Genomic DNA, 19188 nt, shown 5'->3' on the forward strand with positions numbered 1-19188 from the left:
CCGTGCACCGCCTGTTTCTGCTGCCAGCCCTGCTGCTGGCATTCACGATTCAGGCGGGCTCGCTGCCTGATCAACAAGCAGTCGCCACCGCCCACCCTGACGCCACCGCCGCCGCGCACCGCATCCTCGATGAAGGCGGCAACGCCTTCGATGCCGCCATTGCCGCCGCAGCAACTCTCGGCGTAGTCGAACCCTATAGCTCCGGCATCGGCGGCGGCGGCTTCTTCCTGCTGCGCCAGCCCGACGGCGAAACCATCGATTACCGCTTCATCGACGCCCGCGAGACCGCGCCGCTACGCGCCAGCCGTGACTTGTACCGCGACGCTGACGGCGAGGTGCAGCGTGATCCGGCGCTGAATGGCCCCCTGGCTGCCGGCATTCCCGGTCTACCGGCCGCGCTGGTGCATCTGGCCGAACACTATGGACGTCTGCCGCTGAGTCAAAGCCTGGCGCCCGCCATCGAAGCGGCCGATCAGGGTTTTGCCGTCACTGACCGTTACCGGATGCTTGGCGGCTTCCGCGTCGAGGCCATGCGCCGCGACCCCGAAACCGCCCGGCTGTTTTTAGATTACAATGAACTGCCCGCCGAAGGCGCGCTGATCAAGCAGCCGGAGCTGGCGAACACGCTGCGGCAGCTGGCTGACAAGGGTCGCGATGGGTTTTATCGCGGGCCAGTCGCCGCGCAGCTGCTCGAGGGTGTTCAGGCGGCAGAGGGAATCTGGCGGCAGGCCGATTTCGACGCCTACCGGGTGATAGAGCGCGAACCGATTCGTTTCAAATCCCACGGCATGGAGATTATCAGCTCGCCCTTGCCGTCAGCCGGAGGCATTGCGCTGGCAACCATTCTTCAAGGTGTGGAAAGCCTACCGGCGACGAAGGTCGGCTCGGTCGCCTGGACGCACAATGTGGTGGAAATGATGCGCCGCAGTTACCGCGACCGCGCGCTGCTGCTGGGCGATGATGACTTCGTCGAGGTTCCGGTGGCGCGCCTGGTGTCCAGGGAATATGCCGAGCAGCTCGCCGCCACGATTGATCCGGCGCGCGCCACCCCCAGCGCAGAACTGGGCGCACCGAAGGTCTTCAGTGAAGGCACCAACACCACACATTTCTCGCTGATGGACGCCCAGGGCAATGCCGTCGCCGCAACACTGAGTATCAACCTGCCCTTCGGCGCAGCCTTTACCGTACCCGGCACCGGAGTGCTGTTGAACAACGAAATGGATGATTTTGCCGCCGATCCAGCGGGGCGTAACGAGTATGGGTTAGCCGGCGGCGAAGCCAACGCCATCGCACCCGGCAAGCGCCCCCTGTCGAGCATGGCACCGACCATGCTGGAAAACGACTCACGCCTGGCCGTGCTCGGCACGCCAGGCGGTAGCCGCATCATCACCATGGTATTGCTCGGCGCACTGGAAGCGATTGAACAGCAGCCGGTTCACCGCTGGGTCAGCCGGCCGCGCTTTCATCATCAGTATCTGCCTGACCGGATTCAGACCGAGGATAACGCCTTCAGCGCCGAGCAACAGACTGCGCTGGAGCAACTTGGCCACCGGATCGAGCCTGCCGGGCGCCGCTATGGCGACATGCATGCGCTGGAATGGGACAAGCGCAAGGGCGAAGTGAGCGCCGCCAGCGACCCACGCGGGGTCGGCGCGGCGCAGGTCAGGCATCCACTCAGCGCAGAGTGATCGACGGTTCGATCCGCTCCTTGCCACCCTTGCCCCGGGGCTTCTTCTTCGGCGGCTTCGGTGGCGGCGGGCTTGCCTTCGCTGGCCGCTCTCTCCTGACCGGCTGCTCGGCGGCGACCGGGTCCTGCTCGTATGGCGCAACAACCTGGTCGACGACCTCGCCGCGCGCGGCCAGAACCGCATGTGCCATCGCCAGATGCCGACGAATATCCATCAGATAATGCATGTCATTGAGTAGCGAAGTCGCCTGCCAGCCATCCAGCTCGCGGTTACGCAGCTGAAGCTGTACGTTCTTCTGGAACTCGGCGGAGAACAGCTTGCCCGCCTTTTCGTACTCGTAGAACAGCTCAGCCTGTGCTTCAGCATCGCCCTGGATATCTTCCAGCCGACCCAGCGCGAGCAAGGCCAGGCCGCACTGTTCACGCAGCGCATCGTAGGATGTGCGAACGCCCGGCTGGGTCTCATCCAGATGCTTGCGCAGGTTCTTCTGCAGATGCTTGGCCGCCTTGACGGCTTCGACCAGATCGCGCCCCGCCACGTTATGTTCCATCAGCGTTTGCTGCTGTTCCGGTAGGAACGAGATGTCCATCCGGCTGATGAAATCGACGATGTCCGAGTACACGCCCTTGATATGCCGCTCGTACAGCACGTCGGCATCTTCACGCTGGGACGCCGCCACTGGGGCGCGCACGGCCTCGTGCAACTGTCGCCGTGGCATGCCCAGCAGCACCGCTGGGGGCAGATAGGTCGAGGCGGCAATCACCTGCCGGGTCAGTGCCGCCAGATGCAGCAGCTCCTGATCCAGTACCTTGAGCGCCGTATTGGCGTGCACCAGAGCCGAATCGTTCAGGTACAGGGCACGTGCACGCGGCTGCTGGCTCAGCACCGACGGCTTGATTTCGGTGCTGCCGACGGGAATGCCCTCCGGGAACCAGCGCATCAGCATCTTTATCATTAACGGAATGAAGGGCAGCATGATGACCAGCCCGAGAAGGTTGAACAGGGTATGGAACAGCGCGAGTTTGAGCGTGTAGGCATCGGCTGCGATGCCCAGAATATAGGCAATGGAGTCGACGCTGCGGGCCAGCAGGGGGAGAATCAGCAAGGCTACTGCGGCGGTGACGCCATTGAATATGATATGCGCTGCCGCCAATCGACGGCCGGCATTGTTACTGCCGAGCGCTCCGATTACAGCGGTCACGGTGGTTCCCAGATTGGCGCCAATGGCCATGGCCAGCGCGTTGTCGTAGGCCAGCTGTCCGCCGGCCAGTGCGGCCAGCGTGATCATCAGGGTCGCGTGGCTGGATTGCATCACTACCGTGGCAAGCAGGCCCAATATCACGTAAATGAGCACCCCGAACCAGCCGGAGAATGCATAGCTATCGAGATTCAGTGCACCTTCGAAACTGGCGAAGCCGGCTTTCATCAGGTCAATGCCGAAAAACAGCAGACCGATGCCCAGTAGCACCTGGCCGATGCCTTTCCAGTGCGCCTCGGCTCGACGTCCGAGCATGACGCCAAACACCAGCAACGGCATGGCGACCGTCGCCAGATCGACCTTCAGGCCAACCAGCGCGATCAGCCAGGCACCGGTAGTGGTGCCCAGGTTGGAACCAAACACGATGCCGATTCCCGCAGTCAGACTGATAAGCCCTGCGCTGAGAAAAGCGATGCTGAGCAGGGTAACCAGTGAACTGGACTGAACCAGAGAAGTGCTGGTGAAGCCGAATACCAGGCTTTTCCAGAGGCGGTCAGTGCTCTTGCCCAGCCAGCGCTCGAGGGCGCCGCCGGTGAAGGCGCGAAAGCCGTCTTCGAGATGACGCATGCCCATGATGAACAGGGCGATACCCGCGGCCAGGGTGGCCAGCTCGACCTTCCAGAAAAAAAGAATAAGTAATACGAACAGGGCGACTGGAAGCCAGCCCGGCTTGAGGAAAGTACGCATTAAGCTCCTATAACCCGGCAACCGGATCGACAACTCGCTGGCTGCCGTCCGACTCGCCAGGGTTCATATCAGAAGCGTTCGTCCTGCTGCTTGCGACCATAGCCGCTCTTGGTGCAGCCCAGGCAACGCATGAAGGTTTCACGACCCGGACGGACTACCAGCTCCTGTCCGGCCTCGGCGGTGTTGCCGGCCAGTGCAGTGAACGGCAGGCTGACAACAAATGCCGCAGTACCCAAAGCCGTAACGCCCAGCAATAGCGGGCGGGCTATAATCAGATCACCAACCATCGCAAAAATTCCGGGGTTGTTGACCTCTTCCTGGTATCCAAACGATTGATCCGCAGCAGCAACGCTGCCAGCCAGCATCAAGCCGGCGATTAAAGCTGTGGTATGACGTAACAGGCGCATAATTAAGTCCCTGGTTTGTGGCCCGATAGGCGTTTTTTATCATGCCGGCAACCCTTCCCGGGTACCGTTCACTCCGCATTGTAGGCCTTAACGACCCATTTCGGAATCCAGGCGGATAAAATCGCCGAACATCGCGTTTCTAAAGGGCTAGCCAGCATCCTAGCGTTGGCAGCGCCGGCAGAAAACCGAGCTGCGCTGACCCAACCGGCATTCGCTTAGCGTCGTACCACAGACCTTGCACAGTTGACCTGCGCGGCCGTAAGCGAACAACTCCTGCTGGAAATAGCCCGGCTTGCCGTCGCCGCCGGTAAAGTCGCGCAGGGTGGTGCCGCCGCGCTCGATGGCGAACGCCAGCACCTTTTTGATTTCCTCGGCGAGACGCCGGTAACGCGCACTGCTGATGCCTCCCGCCTCCCGCCGCGGATCGATGCCGGCGGCGAACAGCGCCTCGGTCGCGTAGATATTGCCCACCCCGACCACCACAGCGTTATCCATAATGAAGGGCTTGACCGCCATGCTGCGCCCGCGGGAGCGCTGAAACAGTCGGACGCCATCGAACTCATCAGACAAGGGCTCGGGGCCCAGGCTGGCGAGCAGCGGATGCAGATCTCCAGCGCGCTGCCACAGCATGGCGCCAAACCGTCGTGGATCGGTGTACCGCAGGGCCAGACCGGAATCCAGTTCGATATCCACGTGCTCATGCTTGAGGACCGGCGTATCCACCGGCACCAGCCGCAGATTGCCAGACATGCCAAGATGACTGATCAACGTGCCGCCACCGATATCCATCAACAGATACTTGGCGCGTCGACGCACCTGCGTGAAGGTCTGTCCCTCAATCTGAATCGCCAGATCCTCAGGTATCGGCCAGCGCAGACGCCGATCCCGCACGATCAAACGGGTGACTTTGTGACCTTCGAGATGCGGAGCAATGCCGCGGCGGGTCGTTTCGACTTCGGGTAATTCAGGCATGTGGGCCCTGTTCAGATGTGCAGCCAATAGGTGGCAAAGATTAACAGCAACAACATCGGCATAACGGTGGCGACAAAGCGGCCATTCCAGACGAAGGCCACACGCACCGGCGCTTCACCGCTATAGCGCGCCAGAATCAGCGTGGAAGGGCCGAACGGAGAGAAGATCATGGCCAGGGAGAACCCGCACATCAAGCCCACCGCCGGGGTCAGAATCGGTACGCCCAACGCCGCCAGCTGCGCCAGCAAGCCCGCGATCAATGACAGCGAGACGATAGGCGCCACGCCGATCGCCGCCAGCAGGATGGTACTGAACAGGCTGGCCACCGCCAGCAGCACGTTGTATTTCGGAGCCTGAGCCAGCCAGGCGGCAAACTCTCCCAGGGGCGCCGCCGCGCCGAGTAACCCACCGAGCACCGCAGCACAGCCGAAAATAAACATCTCGTTGTGCATGCTGAGCATATTCTCGGTGACTTCCTGCCAGACGACCTTCGGCCCGCCATCGCGCCATAGCAGATACCCCACCGCCCCGAGCGGTACCAGCACCATGGCTGACTGCGAAGGCGTGAGTATGGTCAGATAGGCCAGCGCACCCATGGCCGCCAGCCCCAGCAAACTGCCCAGAACCAACGGCCACATACCATCGGTCTTGGTATCGTCGCCTATGGTGTCGCGCAGACGCTTCAAACCACGTGTTTCATGGCGCCAGCCAGCGACCACCATCATCAGCGACGCGGCCAGACCATAGGGAAACAGGTCCCCCCAGGAAATATCGGGCATCTCCCGGGAAATAATCGCGATAGTGATACTGGTAGGCGCCAACAGAGGCACCAGCGCAAAGCCTCGGAGCGTCGTCACCATCACGCTGCGCAGGCCGTCACGTTGCTCCTGCTCGGTCAGCGGATAGCGCTGCAGATGCTCCTTGAGCGTGCCGCATAGCAGATTCATCATGCCGAAGTTGAGAACTGACCCGATACTGGCGGCGGTGAACACATAACGTGGGTAGAGAATCGATGTCGGTCCGGAGAGCAGCATCTTGTGCAATTGCCGCAAAGGCTCCAGACGCCGCGCGAGCAGCTGCATCAGCCCCAGCGCGCCGAGAAAGCTGGTGTAATAGGCAGCCGAACTGGCCAGCCGCGGCCACAGCTGCGGCTCGACCTGGTAACCGAACACCACCGCCAGCAACAGGGCCAGAGTGATGATACCCAGCCAGCGGGGATAGGGATTGAGGCGGCGAAAACGCAGACAGAAATATACCCCCAGAACCAGCGCAGCCCCCCAACTCAGCCATTTCTGCTGACTGATCAAGGCCAGCAATTCAAGCCCGACGCCGACCGGCAGCAACCCTGCGATCATGGTCGGCTACTCAAGGCAGATCCTTGCGATACAGACCTTTCTTGAACACACCCTCGCCGAAACTGATCAGCTTGTCGTGCTCATCCAGCAGATCACAGGCGGCCATGAAAATCTTGTGCCCTGCGCTGCGGCAGGTTGCTACCGCCCGCACCCGGGTTCCTACCGGTGCGGTGGCAGAGAAATTCACGTTCATGGAAAGCGTAATCGCCACGCGACGCTCTTCGGGGGTCGGGGCCCAGGTGCCACATAGGCCCATGGCGATATCCAGCAGGCTGGCGGTAACGCCGCCGTGCAGGTTGCTGGCGTTATTCATGTGCCGTTCTGTCAGCGTCAGCGCAACGACCGCTCGCCCTTCCGAATACTCGACCAGCTCAGCACCCAAATCCTGAAAGAAGCCAGTCACTGACCGTTCGACCGCTTGCCGATGATCCTGATCCATGAAGCATTACCCTTAATATGTTTATGTTGATTGAGGCCATTCAGCGCGATTGACCAATCGGTCATAAAATTGACCGATCACAGACGCTGCCCGCCCGTGCCGCGTGAAATAGGCACGCCCCGTTAACTTGCGCTCAATGTGCGCAGGATTTAATCTCACCCACCTTCAAACGAAATAACGTTCCGCATTGCGGAATGCAGGGTAAACGAGGAGACATCGCATGTTCAACCGGATTGGCGTTATCGGCGCCGGTGCCATGGGTCGCGGAATTGCCCAGCTGTTCGCCACCAGCGGCCAGCAAGTGCTGCTGTATGACACCCGCCAGGAAGCGATCGACGACGCGCTGGCATTCAACCGCAAGCTGCTGCAGCGTTCTGTCGCCAAGGGCAAGCTCAGCGAGCAGGATTTCGAGGCCACCATAGGCCGCATGCAGCCAGCTGCGCAACTTGAAGACCTGAAGGACTGCGATCTGGTGATCGAGGCGATCGTCGAGATCCTTGAGGTCAAGCAGAAGCTATTCGACCAGCTCGAAGCCCTGGTGCGCGACGATTGCGTACTGGCCACCAACACCTCCTCGTTGTCGGTCACCCGCATTGCCAGCAGCTGTAAACACCCAGAGCGTGTCGCCGGTTTCCACTTTTTCAACCCTGTGCCGCTGATGAAGATTGTGGAAGTCGTGCGCGGTGAACGCACTGACGAGCGCTATGTTCAGGGCCTGGTGGATCTGGCCAACACCGCCGGGCATTTCCCTGCGATTACCCCCGACACCCCCGGCTTCCTGGTCAACCACGCGGGCCGCGCCTTCGGTACCGAGGCGCTGCGCATCCTCAGCGAAGGCATCGCCACCCCCCAACAGATCGATCGCATTCTGCGCGACGGTCCGGGTTTCCGTATGGGGCCTTTCGAGCTGTTCGACCTGACCGGGCTGGATGTCTCCCACGCGGTAATGGAATCAGTATACGAGCAGTTCTACCATGATCCGCGCTACACCCCGTCGTTCATCGCTGCGCAGCGCGTCGCCGCTGGTTTGCTGGGTCGCAAGACCGGCCAGGGCTTTTACCGCTACGAGGACGGTCAGAAGATCGAGCCGCAGGAAGCCACCCCCGAGACCGTGCTGATTAACCGTCCGTTCTGGCTGCAGACCGATGACGATGCGGTCCGCAGCAATGTGCACGCCGCGCTGTCCGCCGCCGGCGCCACGCTGGAAGACGGCAATCAGCCGAGCGCCGAGGCTATCTGCCTGGTCACCCCGCTGGGTGAAGACTGCACCAGCGCCCTGATCCGTCTCGGCTTGCCCGCCGAACGCACACTGGCCATCGACTGCTTCGCCGAGTGGGACAAGCGCCGCACGCTCATGCGTCAGCCCGCCGCGCAGGCCGACATCGTTGCCCAGGCGCGCCAGGCACTGGGCGCCGACGGTGTACCGGTAGAGCTGATCAATGACTCCCCCGGCTTCGTCATCCAGCGACTGATCGCCAGCGTCGTCAACCTGGGCACCGAAATTGCCCAGAAGGGCATCGCCACGCCGGAAACCCTGGATCGGGCCATTCAGCTGGCGCTGGGTTATCCCAAGGGTCCGCTGGCCTTTGGCGAACATTACGGCAAGCAACGCATTCTTGCCGCACTGAACAACCTGCAGGCCGTCTATGGCGAACCGCGCTATCGGCCAAGCCCCTGGCTGCGCCGCCGCGTCCAGCTCGACCTGCCGTTAACCGCCCCCGATTTTCAGGAGTAATCTGATGACTGCCTATATTTATGATGGTTTGCGTTCGCCCTTCGGTCGCCATGCCGGTGCCCTGGCCCCCGTGCGCCCCGATGATCTGCTGGCCGACGTGATCCGCGCCGTCGTGGCACGCAACCCCTTTGCAGGCAATGACTATGAAGACGTGGTCATGGGCAACACCAACCAGGCCGGCGAAGACGCGCGCAACGTGGCGCGCCACGCTGGTCTGCTGGCTGGCTTGCCCCAGGAAGTAGCCGGCGTCACGGTTAACCGCCTGTGCGGTTCCGGTCTGGCCGCCATTCTCGATGCAGCCCGCGCGATCAAGGTCGGTGAAGGCGATCTGTTCCTGGCCGGTGGTGTGGAAAGCATGAGCCGTGCGCCCTTCGTCATCGCCAAGAGCGAGAGCCCCTACTCCCGCGAATTCCGCGCTTTCGACAGCACCATCGGTGCGCGCTTCCCCAACCCGAAGGTCGAAGCCGAGTATGGCGACGACACCATGCCACAGACTGCTGATAACGTGGCGGCCGACGTAGGTATTACCCGCGAGGAGGCCGATACCTACGCTGCCCGCAGCCAGGCGCTCTATGAAAAAGCCCGCGCTGAAGGCTTCTTTGCCGAAGAGATTCTGCCGATCGAAGTACCTCAGGGCCGTAAGAAGCCCAACAAGGTCGTGGATCAGGACGAGCATCCGCGTCCCAGCAGTGATCTGGCGGCCCTCTCCGGCTTGCGTCCCTTGTCGGCGGACGGCGTGGTCACCGCCGGCAATGCCTCTGGCGTCAACGATGGTGCTGCGGCACTGATCATTGGCAGCGAGGCCATCGGTCAGAAGTACAACATCAAGCCGCGCGCACGCATCATCGCCGGCGCGGTCTCCGGTGTAGCACCACGCGTCATGGGCCTGGGTCCGGTTGAAGCCTGCAAGAAAGCCCTGGCGCGCGCCGGCCTGACCCTCGACGACATGGACGTGATCGAGATCAACGAAGCCTTTGCTTCACAGGTCCTCGGTTGCGCCAAGCAGCTGGGTATCGCCTTTGATGATCCACGCCTGAACCCCAACGGCGGCGCCATTGCTGTCGGGCATCCGCTGGGCGCGTCCGGCGCACGTCTGACCCTGACCGCCCTGCGCCAGCTTGAGCGCACCGGCAAGCGTTACGCATTGGTCAGCCTGTGCATCGGTCTGGGCCAGGGCGTGGCTGCGGTCATCGAGCGCGTTTAAACCGTTGGAAATAATCCTCCGCTGAACCCATGCGGAGGTTGCCGACAGCCAGACCAGCCCATGTGCTGGTCTGGCTGTTTGGTATTCGCGCGAGCCGCGTGACACGACGGCATCGAAATTCCCAGCGCTTCTGGTATCGTGAGCGCTTCTGACCAACCCGGTATCGCAGATGCAAATAGCTTCCAATCCCTTCGAATGGCTCGGTGAAGTGCTGGGCAGTCTGGTGCGTATTGTCATCGACAGCCTCACCTGGATATTCGATCTGCTCAGCACCGCCAGCGCAGGTTTCATCAACGGCTTCGCCCGCACCCTCGGCGTGGACAGCAGCTGGTTGAGCATTGGCGCGGTGATTATTGGCCTGCTACTGCTGTATAGCGGGGTACAGTCGCTGATGCGCAAGCGCTTTATCAGCGGGGTAATCTGGATTCTGCTTGGGCTCTGGTTGTTGAGCGCACTGGTACGCTGAGCCGCGGTGCTGCGTCTGTGAACCGCAGGCGCAATTGAGGGTCCGCATAGAATCACCTGTGCGCAGACATCAACTTCATCAAGAGGAGACAATCATGGGATTTGCCCTGTCCACCGAATTGCAACTGACCAGCAGCGCCTTCGAACAGCACGGCGCCATCCCCACCAAGCACACTGGCGAAGGCGAAGATGTCTCCCCAGCGCTGCACTGGCGCAACGCGCCAGCCGGGACCAAGTCCTTTGCGGTCATCTGCCATGATCCTGACGCGCCACTGGTATCGCCGAACGGCACCTATGGCTTCGTGCACTGGACGCTCTACAACATCCCCTGCGAAGTGAACTCGCTAACCGAAGGCTGCCCCGACTACACCCAGGGCAAGAATAATTTCGGCGAAATCGGCTATAAAGGACCGATGCCGCCCGAAGGGCATGGCCGTCACCATTACTATTACTGGGTGCTGGCGCTCGATGCCGAGCTGAACCTGCCAGAAGGGCTGACCATGTGGGAGCTGCTGGCCAAGGCGGAGCCACATACGCTGGCGATGAACCGTCTGATCGGCACCTACCAGCGCAGCTGATAGCATGAATTCCGCGGGGGCACGACTGGCTCCCCGCGGATTTTTTTTCGTCTAGCTCGTACGCCCAATTACCGTTTCCAGCTCTGTCCGCAGCGGCTGACTGAGTAATCGCCGGGTTTCCAGGTACGCCCTGCGATCAAGCTTCGCCAGACTCCGCACCTTGTCCCGCGCGCGATCAAGCAGTTGATCGGGGCTCACCAGCTCATCATAGAACCCCGCTTGCACCGCCTGCTGCGCATCCAGCGTTTCGGACTGCAAAGCGCACCGCGACAGCCACGCCGGATTCAACCGCGCCCGCGCCTGGGGCATGGCCGCAGCGGGCATGGTCATGCCGATCGCCACCTCATTCAGCCCCACCTTGAATGGGCCCTCGGCGCCTAGGCGGTAATCGGCCAACAGCAGCATGAACGCCGCCTTGGCCATGGCGTGACCGGTGCTGGCAATGACCAGCGGTGCCGGGTAATTCAGCATCGCCACGGACAATCGATCACCCGCCGCGCGCATGGCATCGCAGGCCGGGCCACCGGCATCAATCAGTTTGCGGTCATAACCGCCACTGAATATGCCCCGTCGCCCGCTGATCAATACCGCGCAATCGGCCGCTGCCGCTTCCTCAAGCGCCTTTAACAGCGCCTCGAGCAGGGTTTGCGACAAGGCATTAGCTTTGCCATCATCCAGGGTAATCTCAGCGATGCCCTCGGCGATGTTCAGGGTCAGAGCACTCATGATCCAGACTCCGCGCGGGCTTCATCTCGCAGCACCCGACGCAACAGCTTACCGACGGTGGACTTGGGCAGGTCATCGCGAATCTCGACGGTGCTGGGCACCTTGTAACTGGTCAGTCGTTCGCGGCAGTGAGCAATGATAGAGGCTTCATCGACGCTGGCATCGCTGAGGCTGACATAGAGTTTGATGGCTTCGCCCTTCTTCTCATCCGGCACCCCCACCGCCACGCATTCGCGCACCGCCGGATGCTGCATGACGACTTCTTCGATCTCGTTGGGATAGACATTGAAGCCGGATACCAGAATCATGTCCTTCTTGCGGTCGACCAGCTTGAGAAAGCCTTCTTCATCAATCAGACCGACGTCGCCAGTGCGCAACCAACCATCGTCAGTGAGGGTCTCGGCGGTCTCCTCGGGGCGCTGCCAGTAGCCCTGCATCACCTGCGGACCGCGAATCAGCAGCTCACCAGGCTCACCGAGTGCCGTTTCCCTGCCATCGTCATCGACGGTCTTCATTTCCGTATCAATCACCGCGCGACCGATAAAGCCTTCCTTATAAGGCGTGAACGCCGTCGAAGCGACGACCACCGGAGAGGTCTCGGTCAGCCCGTAGCCTTCGCGCACCACGCTGCCGGTGCGCTGGAACCAGCGCTTGGCGACTTCGGTATTCAAGGGCGCCCCGCCGGAGTTGACCCACTTGAGCCGGCTGAAATCGATGCTGTCGAATTCCGGATGCGCCAGCAGCGATATGAACAGCGAGTTGATACCGGTCAGCAGGGTAATCGGGCGGCGTTTGATATCGGCGATCATGCTGTCCAGATCACGCGGGTTGGTGATCAGCACGCTGTGAAATCCGGTGGCGACCGAGGCAATGCAGTTCGCGGTAAACGCGAAGATATGGTACAGCGGCAGCGGCGAGACCCGCACCTCGTTACCGTATTCGACGTCACCGTCGCGGATGATGCTGGTGGCCTGGATCACATTGCTCAGGATATTGCGGTGCGTCAACATGGCGCCCTTCGACACGCCGGTGGTGCCGCCGGTGTATTGCAGCAGCGCCAGATCATCCAGCCCACGCCCGGTTAGCACTTCGGGCAACTCCTTGCCCAGGCGCAGCGCCTGCTGGAAACGCGTCACGTCAGCCTCATCGGCTTCATACACAGGGTTTTGCAGATCATCCACACTGGTGACGATCAGGTGTTCGATATCGGTATCGCCCTGGATGCTGCGCAGCATCGGCACCAGCTTGTCGAGTATGACAATCGCCTTGGCGCCGGAGTCGGCAAACTGGTGACGGCTTTCATAGGGTGTGTACTGCGGATTGGTATTGACGATAACCAGTCCCGCCTTCATCGCACCAAAGATGGCGACGGTGTACTGCAGCAGATTGGGTAGCTGGATGGCGATGCGATCACCCGGCTCAAGACCCAGACCGTGGCGAAGATACCGTGCGAAGAAATCCGCTGAGGCGCGCAGTTCGGGAAATGTCTCAGTCTCGGCGCCGCAGGAGAACGCAGGCTTGTCGCCGTAGTCCTGGCAGGCTTTTTCGAGCACATCGAAGATGGTGGCGTGACCCAGTTGCGCCAGCTGGGTGTCGACCACAGAGTGAGCGGATATCGACATCTTAACCTCTTGATTTTTTGGACTGTTATTTTGCACAGCGGAACCGAATACCAAAAAGATGCTATTCTATCCAAAGTGAGTGTGCAATGATCGGGCAATGAGGCACGCCTCGTTACTCTGCACCATCGGCTTAATTGCTCAGAGCATCGAGACAACAATAACAGCCGGACATTGACCATTGATCGGTTCGAGCAATGCTCCCGTAGCGCCGCCAAAGGGTTCGCTACAGGGTATTTGCAAAGGATTCCGCGCGACAGCGACGGGACTTTCACAGACCGATGTCCAAGACGCTTAAAGGGTAATCAAGCGCCATGAACGAAGATTCGCAATCAATCAAGGAAACGGCGGTCAAGGATCGCAAATTTGTCGAAGCGCTTTCACGCGGTCTCGACGTCCTGCGCGCGTTCAGCCAGGGCACCGTGGTGATGGGTAATCAGGATATCGCCCGCATTACCGGCCTGCCCAAGCCCACCGTTTCCCGCATGACCTATACGCTTACCAAGCTCGGCTATCTGAGCTATTCGTCGCAGCTGGAAAAATACCAGCTGGATTCAGGCGTACTGGCCCTCGGTTATGCCTATGTCTCCAACCTGCGGGTACGCCAGCTGGCCAAGCCGTACATGGACGAGTTCGCGCGTAGCACCAACACCTCAGTAGGCCTGACTTGTCGCGACCGCCTGTCGATGATCTACGTGGAAAACTGCCGCCCGCCTGAAGCGACCTCCCTGCGCATGGATGTCGGCATTCGCCTGCCGCTGGGTACCACCGCTGCCGGCCGCGCCTACCTTGCAGCGATGAAAGAGGAAGAGCGCGCCCACGTACTCACCGCGCTTGCCAACCGCCACCCCGATACCTGGCCGGAAATCGAAAGGCGCATGGCTACGGCACTCAAGGAATACGAGGACTACGGATTCTGCCTGTCGCTCGGCGATTGGGACCGTAACGTCAATGCCGCCGGCGTTCCGCTGTTCCTGCAGGACGGCACCATCATGGTGCTGACCTGTGGCGCGCCGACCTATCTGGTTCCTGCGGAGAAGGTCAAGAATCAACTGGCCCATCAGCTGGAAATGCTCGCGCGCGATATCGAGCGTCTGGGCGTCTGACCAACAGCCATACCTGCGCCGCACTAAAATCGCGGCGCGGGGTCGGTATGTCTGCTTATCGATGACTGGTTATCAACGAATTGCATTTCGCTGCGCCGAGCATCGACAAACAGATTCTTTTTTTGTATTTTGCATAGCGAAACTTGGTTTCATTATTTCGCATAGTGAAACCACAACGATTCACCAGAACGGAGGTTCAGCATGTCGGACGTGGTCACCCTGGAACGACACGGCGCAATCGCAGTCGTCAGAGTCAACAACCCACCGGTCAATGCCTTGGGTATTGCCGTGCGTGAAGGCCTGCAAAACAGCTTTGCAGCCGCTGAAGCCGACCCACAGGTCAAAGCTATCGTGCTGGTCTGCGAAGGCAGTACCTTTATGGCCGGTGCCGACATCAAGGAATTCGGCAAGCCACCGAAGTCGCCGAGCCTGCCTGAAGTCGTCAACGACATCGAAGCCGGCAGCAAGCCGAGCGTCGCCGTCATCCATGGCACCGCACTGGGCGGTGGCCTGGAAGTCGCCGTAAGCTGCCACTACCGCATCGCCGTGAAAAGCGCTAAGGTCGGTCTGCCGGAAGTCAAACTGGGCCTGCTGCCCGGCGCCGGCGGTACCCAGCGGCTGCCACGTCTGGTCGGCGTCGCCAAAGCTCTGGACATGATTGTCAGTGGTAATCCGATCGGTGCCACCGAAGCCTGCGAGCTGGGCGTGATTGACGAGCTGATCGAAGGCGACCTGCAGACCGCCGGTATCGCCTATGCAGAAAAACTCCTCGCCCAGGGCAAGGGTGCGCGGCGCACTGGCGAGCGGACCGACAAACTGGAAGGCGCCGACAACGCCGGCGCCGTTGCGGCCAAACGCGCCGAGATCGAGAAGAAGATGCCCGGTTATTTCTCGCCGCAGCGTTGCATTTCCGCGGTCGAAGCCGCCTTTACCCTGCCGCTGGAAGAAGGCCTCAAGCGTGAGCGCGAGCTGTTCGGCGAATGCCTGGTGTCGCCGCAGCGCGGCGCTCTGGTGCATGCCTTCTTTACCGAACGTTTGGCATCCAAGGTCAACGATCTGCCCAAGGACACCCCGGTCCGCGACGTCAACTCCGCCGCTGTTATCGGCGGCGGCACCATGGGCGTCGGTATTGCCATGTGTTTCGCCAACGCCGGCATTCCGGTCAAGATTCTGGAGATCAGCGAAGACGCCAAGGGCAAGGCCATGCAGCGCTGCCGTGATACCTACATGATGAGCGTCAAGCGTGGCAGCCTGACCGAAGAGGCGATGAATAAGCGCCTCGGCCTGATTCAGGGCGTTATCGATTACGCCGACCTGTCCGATGTGGATCTGGTGGTTGAAGCCGTATTCGAAGAAATGGGCGTCAAGCAGAAAGTCTTTGAAGCGTTGGATACCCACTGCAAGCCGGGCGCTATTCTGGCCAGCAACACCTCTTCGCTGGATCTGAACAAGATTGCCGCATTCACCAAGCGTCCTCAGGACGTGGTGGGGCTGCATTTCTTCAGCCCGGCTAACGTCATGCGTCTGCTGGAAGTGGTGCGCGGCGAGAAAACCGCCAACGACGTGCTCGCGACGGCCATGGCCGTCGGCAAGAAGCTGAAGAAAGTCTCGGTGCCGGTGGGCGTGTGCGATGGCTTCGTCGGCAACCGCATGATCTTCCAGTACGGCCGCGAGTCCGAGTTCCTGCTCGAAGAAGGCGCTACTCCAGCCCAGGTTGACGGCGTACTGCGCAAATTCGGCATGGCCATGGGTCCGTTCGCCATGCGCGATCTGTCCGGTCTGGATATCGGTCTGGCGATCCGCACTCGTCAACGTGAAACCCTGCCCGCCGAATACAAGCTGCCGACCATTCTGGACAAGATGGCCGAAGCCGGCATGCTCGGTCAGAAGACCGGCAAGGGTTTCTATGTTTACGAGAAAGGTTCGCGCACACCGCAGGAAAACCCTGACCTGCCGCCGATTCTCGAAGCCGCCTCGAAGGAACAGGGTATCGAGCGTCAGCCGCTAAGCGACGAATACATTCTGGAGCGCACCCTGTACGCGCTGATCAATGAAGGCGCCAAGATCCTCGAGGAAGGCATCGCCCAGCGCGCAAGCGATATCGACGTCATCTATCTCAACGGCTACGGCTTCCCTGCCTACCAGGGCGGACCCATGTATTATGCCGATAGCATTGGCCTGGATCGTGTTTATGCGAAGATAAGTGAATTCCATGAAAAGCTCGGCGCCTGGTGGAAACCGGCTCCATTGCTGGAAAAGCTGGCTAAAGAAGGCCGCAAGTTCGCTGATCTCTGAACAACTATTGAGGATTCCGAAAACGCGCATGTGAAGCCCGGTTTCAACGCAGCCGGGTGGAGCAGCCGTTTTTGGACCGATTACAACGAGGACCACACATGGATATCCATTACTCATCTGAACAGCTCGCCTTCCGTGACGAAGTGCGTGAGTTTCTGACAAACGAGCTGCCCGCCGACATCGCGTCCAAGGTCAAACTCGGTAAGCACCTGACCAAGGAAGACCATCAGCGCTGGCAGAAAATCCTGTCCGCCAAGGGCTGGTACGCACCAGGCTGGCCGGTTGAGCACGGCGGCACCACGTGGGGCCCTGTCGAAAAGCATATCTTTGATGAAGAGTCCGCCGCTGCCGGCGCCCCGCGCACCATCCCCTTCGGCGTGAACATGGTTGCTCCGGTGATCATCAAGTTCGGCACCGAAGAGCAGAAAGCGCATTACCTGCCGCGCATCCTGTCCGGTGAGGACTGGTGGTGCCAGGGTTATTCCGAGCCGGGCGCCGGTTCTGACCTGGCTTCGCTGAAGACCCGCGCCGTGCGCGATGGCGATCACTACATCGTCAACGGTCAGAAGACCTGGACCACATTGGGCCAGCACGCCAACTGGATCTTCTGCCTGGTGCGGACCGATCCGGAAGCCCAGCAGCAGCGTGGCATCTCCTTTCTGTTGATCGATATGGCCACGCCGGGTATTACTGTGCGCCCAATTGTCACTCTGGACGGCGATCATGAAGTTAACGAAGTGTTCTTCGATGACGTCAAGGTACCGGTCGAGAATCTGGTCGGGGAAGAAAACAAGGGTTGGACTTGCGCCAAGTACTTGCTGACACACGAACGTACCGGTCTGGCCGGCATCGGCGCCTCCAAGGCGGCCATGCGTCACCTCAAGCGGGTCGCCACCAAGCAGCAGAAAAACGGCAAGCCGCTGATCGAAGACATACTGTTCCGCACGCAGATCGCGCAGATCGAAATGCAGTTGATGGCTGCTGAAGTGAGCACCCTGCGTATCGTTGCTGCGGCATCAGAAGGCGGTGTACCCGGCGCTGAAAGCTCGATCCTGAAAGTTCAGGGCACCGAGATTCGCCAAGCGATCACCAACCTGCTGCGCAAGGCCATCGGCCCGTATGCCCTGCCCTTCCTGCCGGAGGAAATGGAATACGGCTTCGAAGGCGAAGTACTACTGGAAGATTACAGCGCATCGCTGGCTTCCATTTACTTCAACATGCGCAAACTGTCGATCTTCGGCGGATCCAACGAGATCCAGAAGAACATCGTCTCGAAAATGATTCTCGAACTTTAAGGAGCCAGCCGTGGACTTCAAATTGACTGAAGAGCAACAAATGCTCCAGGAAACTGCGGAGCGTCTGGTACGCGACGCCTACACTTTCAGCAACCGCGAAAAATTCAGCGAAAGCGAAGCCGGTTTCAGCCCTGAGTTCTGGAAACAGATGGGCGAGCTGGGCCTGACTGCTATCCCCTTCCCAGAAGAGCTGGGCGGGTTTGGCGGCAGCGGCATCGAGAACATGCTGATCATGCAGGAGCTGGGCAAGGGCATCTGCCTCGAGCCCTACATGGAGTCGGTTATTCTGGCGGGCGGTCTGATCACCCAGCTGGGTTCCGATAGCCAGAAGGAAGAGCTGCTGGCCGGCATTGCCTCCGGTGAATTGCAGGCCGCTGTAGCGCTGGAAGAACAGCAGAGCCACTATGACCTGTCCCACGTCACCACCACTGCGACCAAGCAGGATGGTGTCTGGAATCTCAATGGCCGCAAGGCTGTGGTGATTGGCGGGCATACCGCTGGCAAGATTCTGGTTTCAGCCCGCAGCGCCGGCGACGTGCGCGACCAGTCCGGTATCAGCCTGTTCATCGTGGATCCGAACAGCGAAGGCGTAAGCCGCCGCGTTTACTCCACCGTCGACGGCCGCAAGGGTTGCGAACTCTTCCTCAACAACGCCAAGGCCGAGTTGCTGGGAACTGACGGCGAAGCCTATGACGCCATTCACTATCAGGCTGGCCGCGCCATCGCCGCACTCTGTGGTGAAGCCGTGGGCGCCATGCGCGTACTCTGCGACATCACCCTGGACTACCTGAAGACCCGCAAGCAGTTCGGCGTGCCGATCGGTAAATTCCAGGTACTGCAGCACCGCATGGTCGATATGATCAGCGAGCTGGAGCGTGCCACGTCCATGGCTATCCTCGCTGCCTGTCTGGCGGACGACGAAGACAGCGAAGAGCGCAGCGCCAAGCTGTCCGCTGCCAAGTACATGGTCAACCGTGCCGCTCAGTATGTATCAGAGCAGAGCATCCAGTTGCACGGCGGTATTGCCATGACCTGGGAATACTCCGGCGCGCATTACGCCAAGCGTCTGGTCATGATCGGCCATCAATTCGGCGATGATGATCATCACCTGGAAGCCTACGCTGCTCAATTGAGCATCTGAGCCAGTTGGCCGGGACGGCAGCATACCGCCGTTCCGGTCGTCTTAAGAACTGGTTGATAGCGATTTGCACTATCAGCCAGGCACAGTGCCCGTTATGCTATGCACCCTTTTAATGTCATGCGCCCGCCGGGCGTCTCATAGACTTGTGGAGGACTAACGTCCATGAAAATCCTCGTCGCCGTAAAGCGCGTGGTCGATTACAACGTCAAGGTTCGCGT

The 19188-nt window shown here is 60.5% G+C and carries 16 protein-coding genes; 9 read left to right on the forward strand and 7 right to left on the reverse strand.

The features are described 5' to 3' along the window. The first annotated feature begins 2 nt into the window (after positions 1 to 2). Positions 3 to 1688: a gamma-glutamyltransferase gene (ggt, locus tag FHK95_RS11970; RefSeq protein WP_150304859.1), complete on the forward strand. Its 1686-nt coding sequence runs from the start codon at positions 3 to 5 to the stop codon at positions 1686 to 1688. Here the strand turns inward: ggt and FHK95_RS11975 are convergent. From FHK95_RS11975 to FHK95_RS11995, 5 genes are all read right to left on the reverse strand, one after another. Further along, the gene (locus FHK95_RS11975; protein ID WP_150304860.1) at positions 1675 to 3633 is read right to left on the reverse strand and encodes a Na/Pi cotransporter family protein; all 1959 of its coding nucleotides are present in this window, start codon (positions 3631 to 3633) and stop codon (positions 1675 to 1677) included. The genes ggt and FHK95_RS11975 overlap by 14 nt on opposite strands. Before the next feature lie 68 nt (positions 3634 to 3701). Beyond that, complete coding sequence (locus FHK95_RS11980; RefSeq protein WP_150304861.1) at positions 3702 to 4040, reverse strand: multidrug transporter; 339 nt, start codon at positions 4038 to 4040, stop codon at positions 3702 to 3704. A 159-nt stretch (positions 4041 to 4199) separates the two neighbouring features. After that, complete coding sequence (mutM, locus tag FHK95_RS11985) at positions 4200 to 5012, reverse strand: bifunctional DNA-formamidopyrimidine glycosylase/DNA-(apurinic or apyrimidinic site) lyase (protein ID WP_150304862.1); 813 nt, start codon at positions 5010 to 5012, stop codon at positions 4200 to 4202. A gap of 11 nt (positions 5013 to 5023) precedes the next feature. Continuing rightward, positions 5024 to 6367 (reverse strand): hypothetical protein, encoded by a 1344-nt coding sequence (locus FHK95_RS11990; RefSeq protein WP_150304863.1) that lies wholly within the window; start codon positions 6365 to 6367, stop codon positions 5024 to 5026. Positions 6368 to 6377: 10 nt separating this feature from the next. Beyond that, complete coding sequence (locus tag FHK95_RS11995; protein ID WP_150304864.1) at positions 6378 to 6806, reverse strand: PaaI family thioesterase; 429 nt, start codon at positions 6804 to 6806, stop codon at positions 6378 to 6380. A gap of 220 nt (positions 6807 to 7026) precedes the next feature. Between FHK95_RS11995 and FHK95_RS12000 the strand changes: the two genes are divergently transcribed. The 4 genes from FHK95_RS12000 (at position 7027) to FHK95_RS12015 (ending at position 10788) form a co-directional block, all read left to right on the forward strand. Next, on the forward strand, positions 7027 to 8541 hold the full coding sequence (locus FHK95_RS12000) for a 3-hydroxyacyl-CoA dehydrogenase (RefSeq protein WP_150304865.1): 1515 nt from the start codon (positions 7027 to 7029) through the stop codon (positions 8539 to 8541). Position 8542: 1 nt separating this feature from the next. Continuing rightward, a complete protein-coding gene (locus tag FHK95_RS12005) occupies positions 8543 to 9745 on the forward strand; it encodes a 3-oxoadipyl-CoA thiolase (protein ID WP_206668574.1) in 1203 nt (400 codons plus the stop codon). Positions 9746 to 9914: 169 nt separating this feature from the next. Beyond that, the gene (locus FHK95_RS12010; protein ID WP_150304867.1) at positions 9915 to 10211 is read left to right on the forward strand and encodes a hypothetical protein; all 297 of its coding nucleotides are present in this window, start codon (positions 9915 to 9917) and stop codon (positions 10209 to 10211) included. 94 nt (positions 10212 to 10305) lie between these two features. Continuing rightward, a complete protein-coding gene (locus FHK95_RS12015; RefSeq protein ID WP_150304868.1) occupies positions 10306 to 10788 on the forward strand; it encodes a YbhB/YbcL family Raf kinase inhibitor-like protein in 483 nt (160 codons plus the stop codon). A gap of 51 nt (positions 10789 to 10839) precedes the next feature. Here FHK95_RS12015 and FHK95_RS12020 read toward each other — a convergent pair whose 3' ends face one another. Together FHK95_RS12020 and FHK95_RS12025 are read right to left on the reverse strand one after the other, a co-directional pair. Beyond that, entirely contained in the window at positions 10840 to 11514 is a 675-nt protein-coding gene (locus FHK95_RS12020; RefSeq protein WP_150304869.1) for a crotonase/enoyl-CoA hydratase family protein, read from the reverse strand. Beyond that, positions 11511 to 13136: an AMP-binding protein gene (locus FHK95_RS12025; RefSeq protein ID WP_150304870.1), complete on the reverse strand. Its 1626-nt coding sequence runs from the start codon at positions 13134 to 13136 to the stop codon at positions 11511 to 11513. The genes FHK95_RS12020 and FHK95_RS12025 overlap by 4 nt, the downstream gene beginning before the upstream one ends. Positions 13137 to 13447: 311 nt before the next feature. On the opposite strand from FHK95_RS12025, the gene FHK95_RS12030 reads away from it, so the two are divergent. The 4 genes from FHK95_RS12030 (at position 13448) to FHK95_RS12045 (ending at position 18970) form a co-directional block, all read left to right on the forward strand. Beyond that, a complete protein-coding gene (locus FHK95_RS12030; protein WP_150304871.1) occupies positions 13448 to 14239 on the forward strand; it encodes an IclR family transcriptional regulator in 792 nt (263 codons plus the stop codon). A gap of 201 nt (positions 14240 to 14440) precedes the next feature. Then, positions 14441 to 16534, forward strand: coding sequence for a 3-hydroxyacyl-CoA dehydrogenase NAD-binding domain-containing protein (locus FHK95_RS12035; protein WP_150304872.1), 2094 nt, complete (start codon positions 14441 to 14443; stop codon positions 16532 to 16534). Positions 16535 to 16632: 98 nt separating this feature from the next. Continuing rightward, the gene (locus tag FHK95_RS12040; RefSeq protein ID WP_150304873.1) at positions 16633 to 17829 is read left to right on the forward strand and encodes an acyl-CoA dehydrogenase family protein; all 1197 of its coding nucleotides are present in this window, start codon (positions 16633 to 16635) and stop codon (positions 17827 to 17829) included. Between the two features lie 10 nt (positions 17830 to 17839). Further along, positions 17840 to 18970 carry an acyl-CoA dehydrogenase family protein gene (locus tag FHK95_RS12045; protein ID WP_150304874.1) on the forward strand — a complete coding sequence of 377 codons (1131 nt, stop codon included), beginning with the start codon at positions 17840 to 17842 and terminating at the stop codon, positions 18968 to 18970. The last annotated feature ends 218 nt before the right edge of the window (positions 18971 to 19188 follow it).

The sequence above is a fragment of the Pseudomonas saliphila genome, from assembly GCF_008638345.1.
GTDB lineage: Bacteria > Pseudomonadota > Gammaproteobacteria > Pseudomonadales > Pseudomonadaceae > Halopseudomonas > Halopseudomonas saliphila.

What these genes read in the sequence shown, in the direction of transcription:
- FHK95_RS11975 (WP_150304860.1), bottom strand. Translation starts at nt 3,633, where the DNA reads ATGCGTACTTTCCTCAAGCCGGGCTGGCTTCCAGTCGCCCTGTTCGTA.
- FHK95_RS11980 (WP_150304861.1), bottom strand. Translation starts at nt 4,040, where the DNA reads ATGCGCCTGTTACGTCATACCACAGCTTTAATCGCCGGCTTGATGCTG.
- mutM (WP_150304862.1), bottom strand. Translation starts at nt 5,012, where the DNA reads ATGCCTGAATTACCCGAAGTCGAAACGACCCGCCGCGGCATTGCTCCG.
- FHK95_RS11990 (WP_150304863.1), bottom strand. Translation starts at nt 6,367, where the DNA reads ATGATCGCAGGGTTGCTGCCGGTCGGCGTCGGGCTTGAATTGCTGGCC.
- FHK95_RS11995 (WP_150304864.1), bottom strand. Translation starts at nt 6,806, where the DNA reads ATGGATCAGGATCATCGGCAAGCGGTCGAACGGTCAGTGACTGGCTTC.
- FHK95_RS12000 (WP_150304865.1), top strand. Translation starts at nt 7,027, where the DNA reads ATGTTCAACCGGATTGGCGTTATCGGCGCCGGTGCCATGGGTCGCGGA.
- FHK95_RS12010 (WP_150304867.1), top strand. Translation starts at nt 9,915, where the DNA reads ATGCAAATAGCTTCCAATCCCTTCGAATGGCTCGGTGAAGTGCTGGGC.
- FHK95_RS12015 (WP_150304868.1), top strand. Translation starts at nt 10,306, where the DNA reads ATGGGATTTGCCCTGTCCACCGAATTGCAACTGACCAGCAGCGCCTTC.
- FHK95_RS12020 (WP_150304869.1), bottom strand. Translation starts at nt 11,514, where the DNA reads ATGAGTGCTCTGACCCTGAACATCGCCGAGGGCATCGCTGAGATTACC.
- FHK95_RS12025 (WP_150304870.1), bottom strand. Translation starts at nt 13,136, where the DNA reads ATGTCGATATCCGCTCACTCTGTGGTCGACACCCAGCTGGCGCAACTG.
- FHK95_RS12030 (WP_150304871.1), top strand. Translation starts at nt 13,448, where the DNA reads ATGAACGAAGATTCGCAATCAATCAAGGAAACGGCGGTCAAGGATCGC.
- FHK95_RS12035 (WP_150304872.1), top strand. Translation starts at nt 14,441, where the DNA reads ATGTCGGACGTGGTCACCCTGGAACGACACGGCGCAATCGCAGTCGTC.
- FHK95_RS12040 (WP_150304873.1), top strand. Translation starts at nt 16,633, where the DNA reads ATGGATATCCATTACTCATCTGAACAGCTCGCCTTCCGTGACGAAGTG.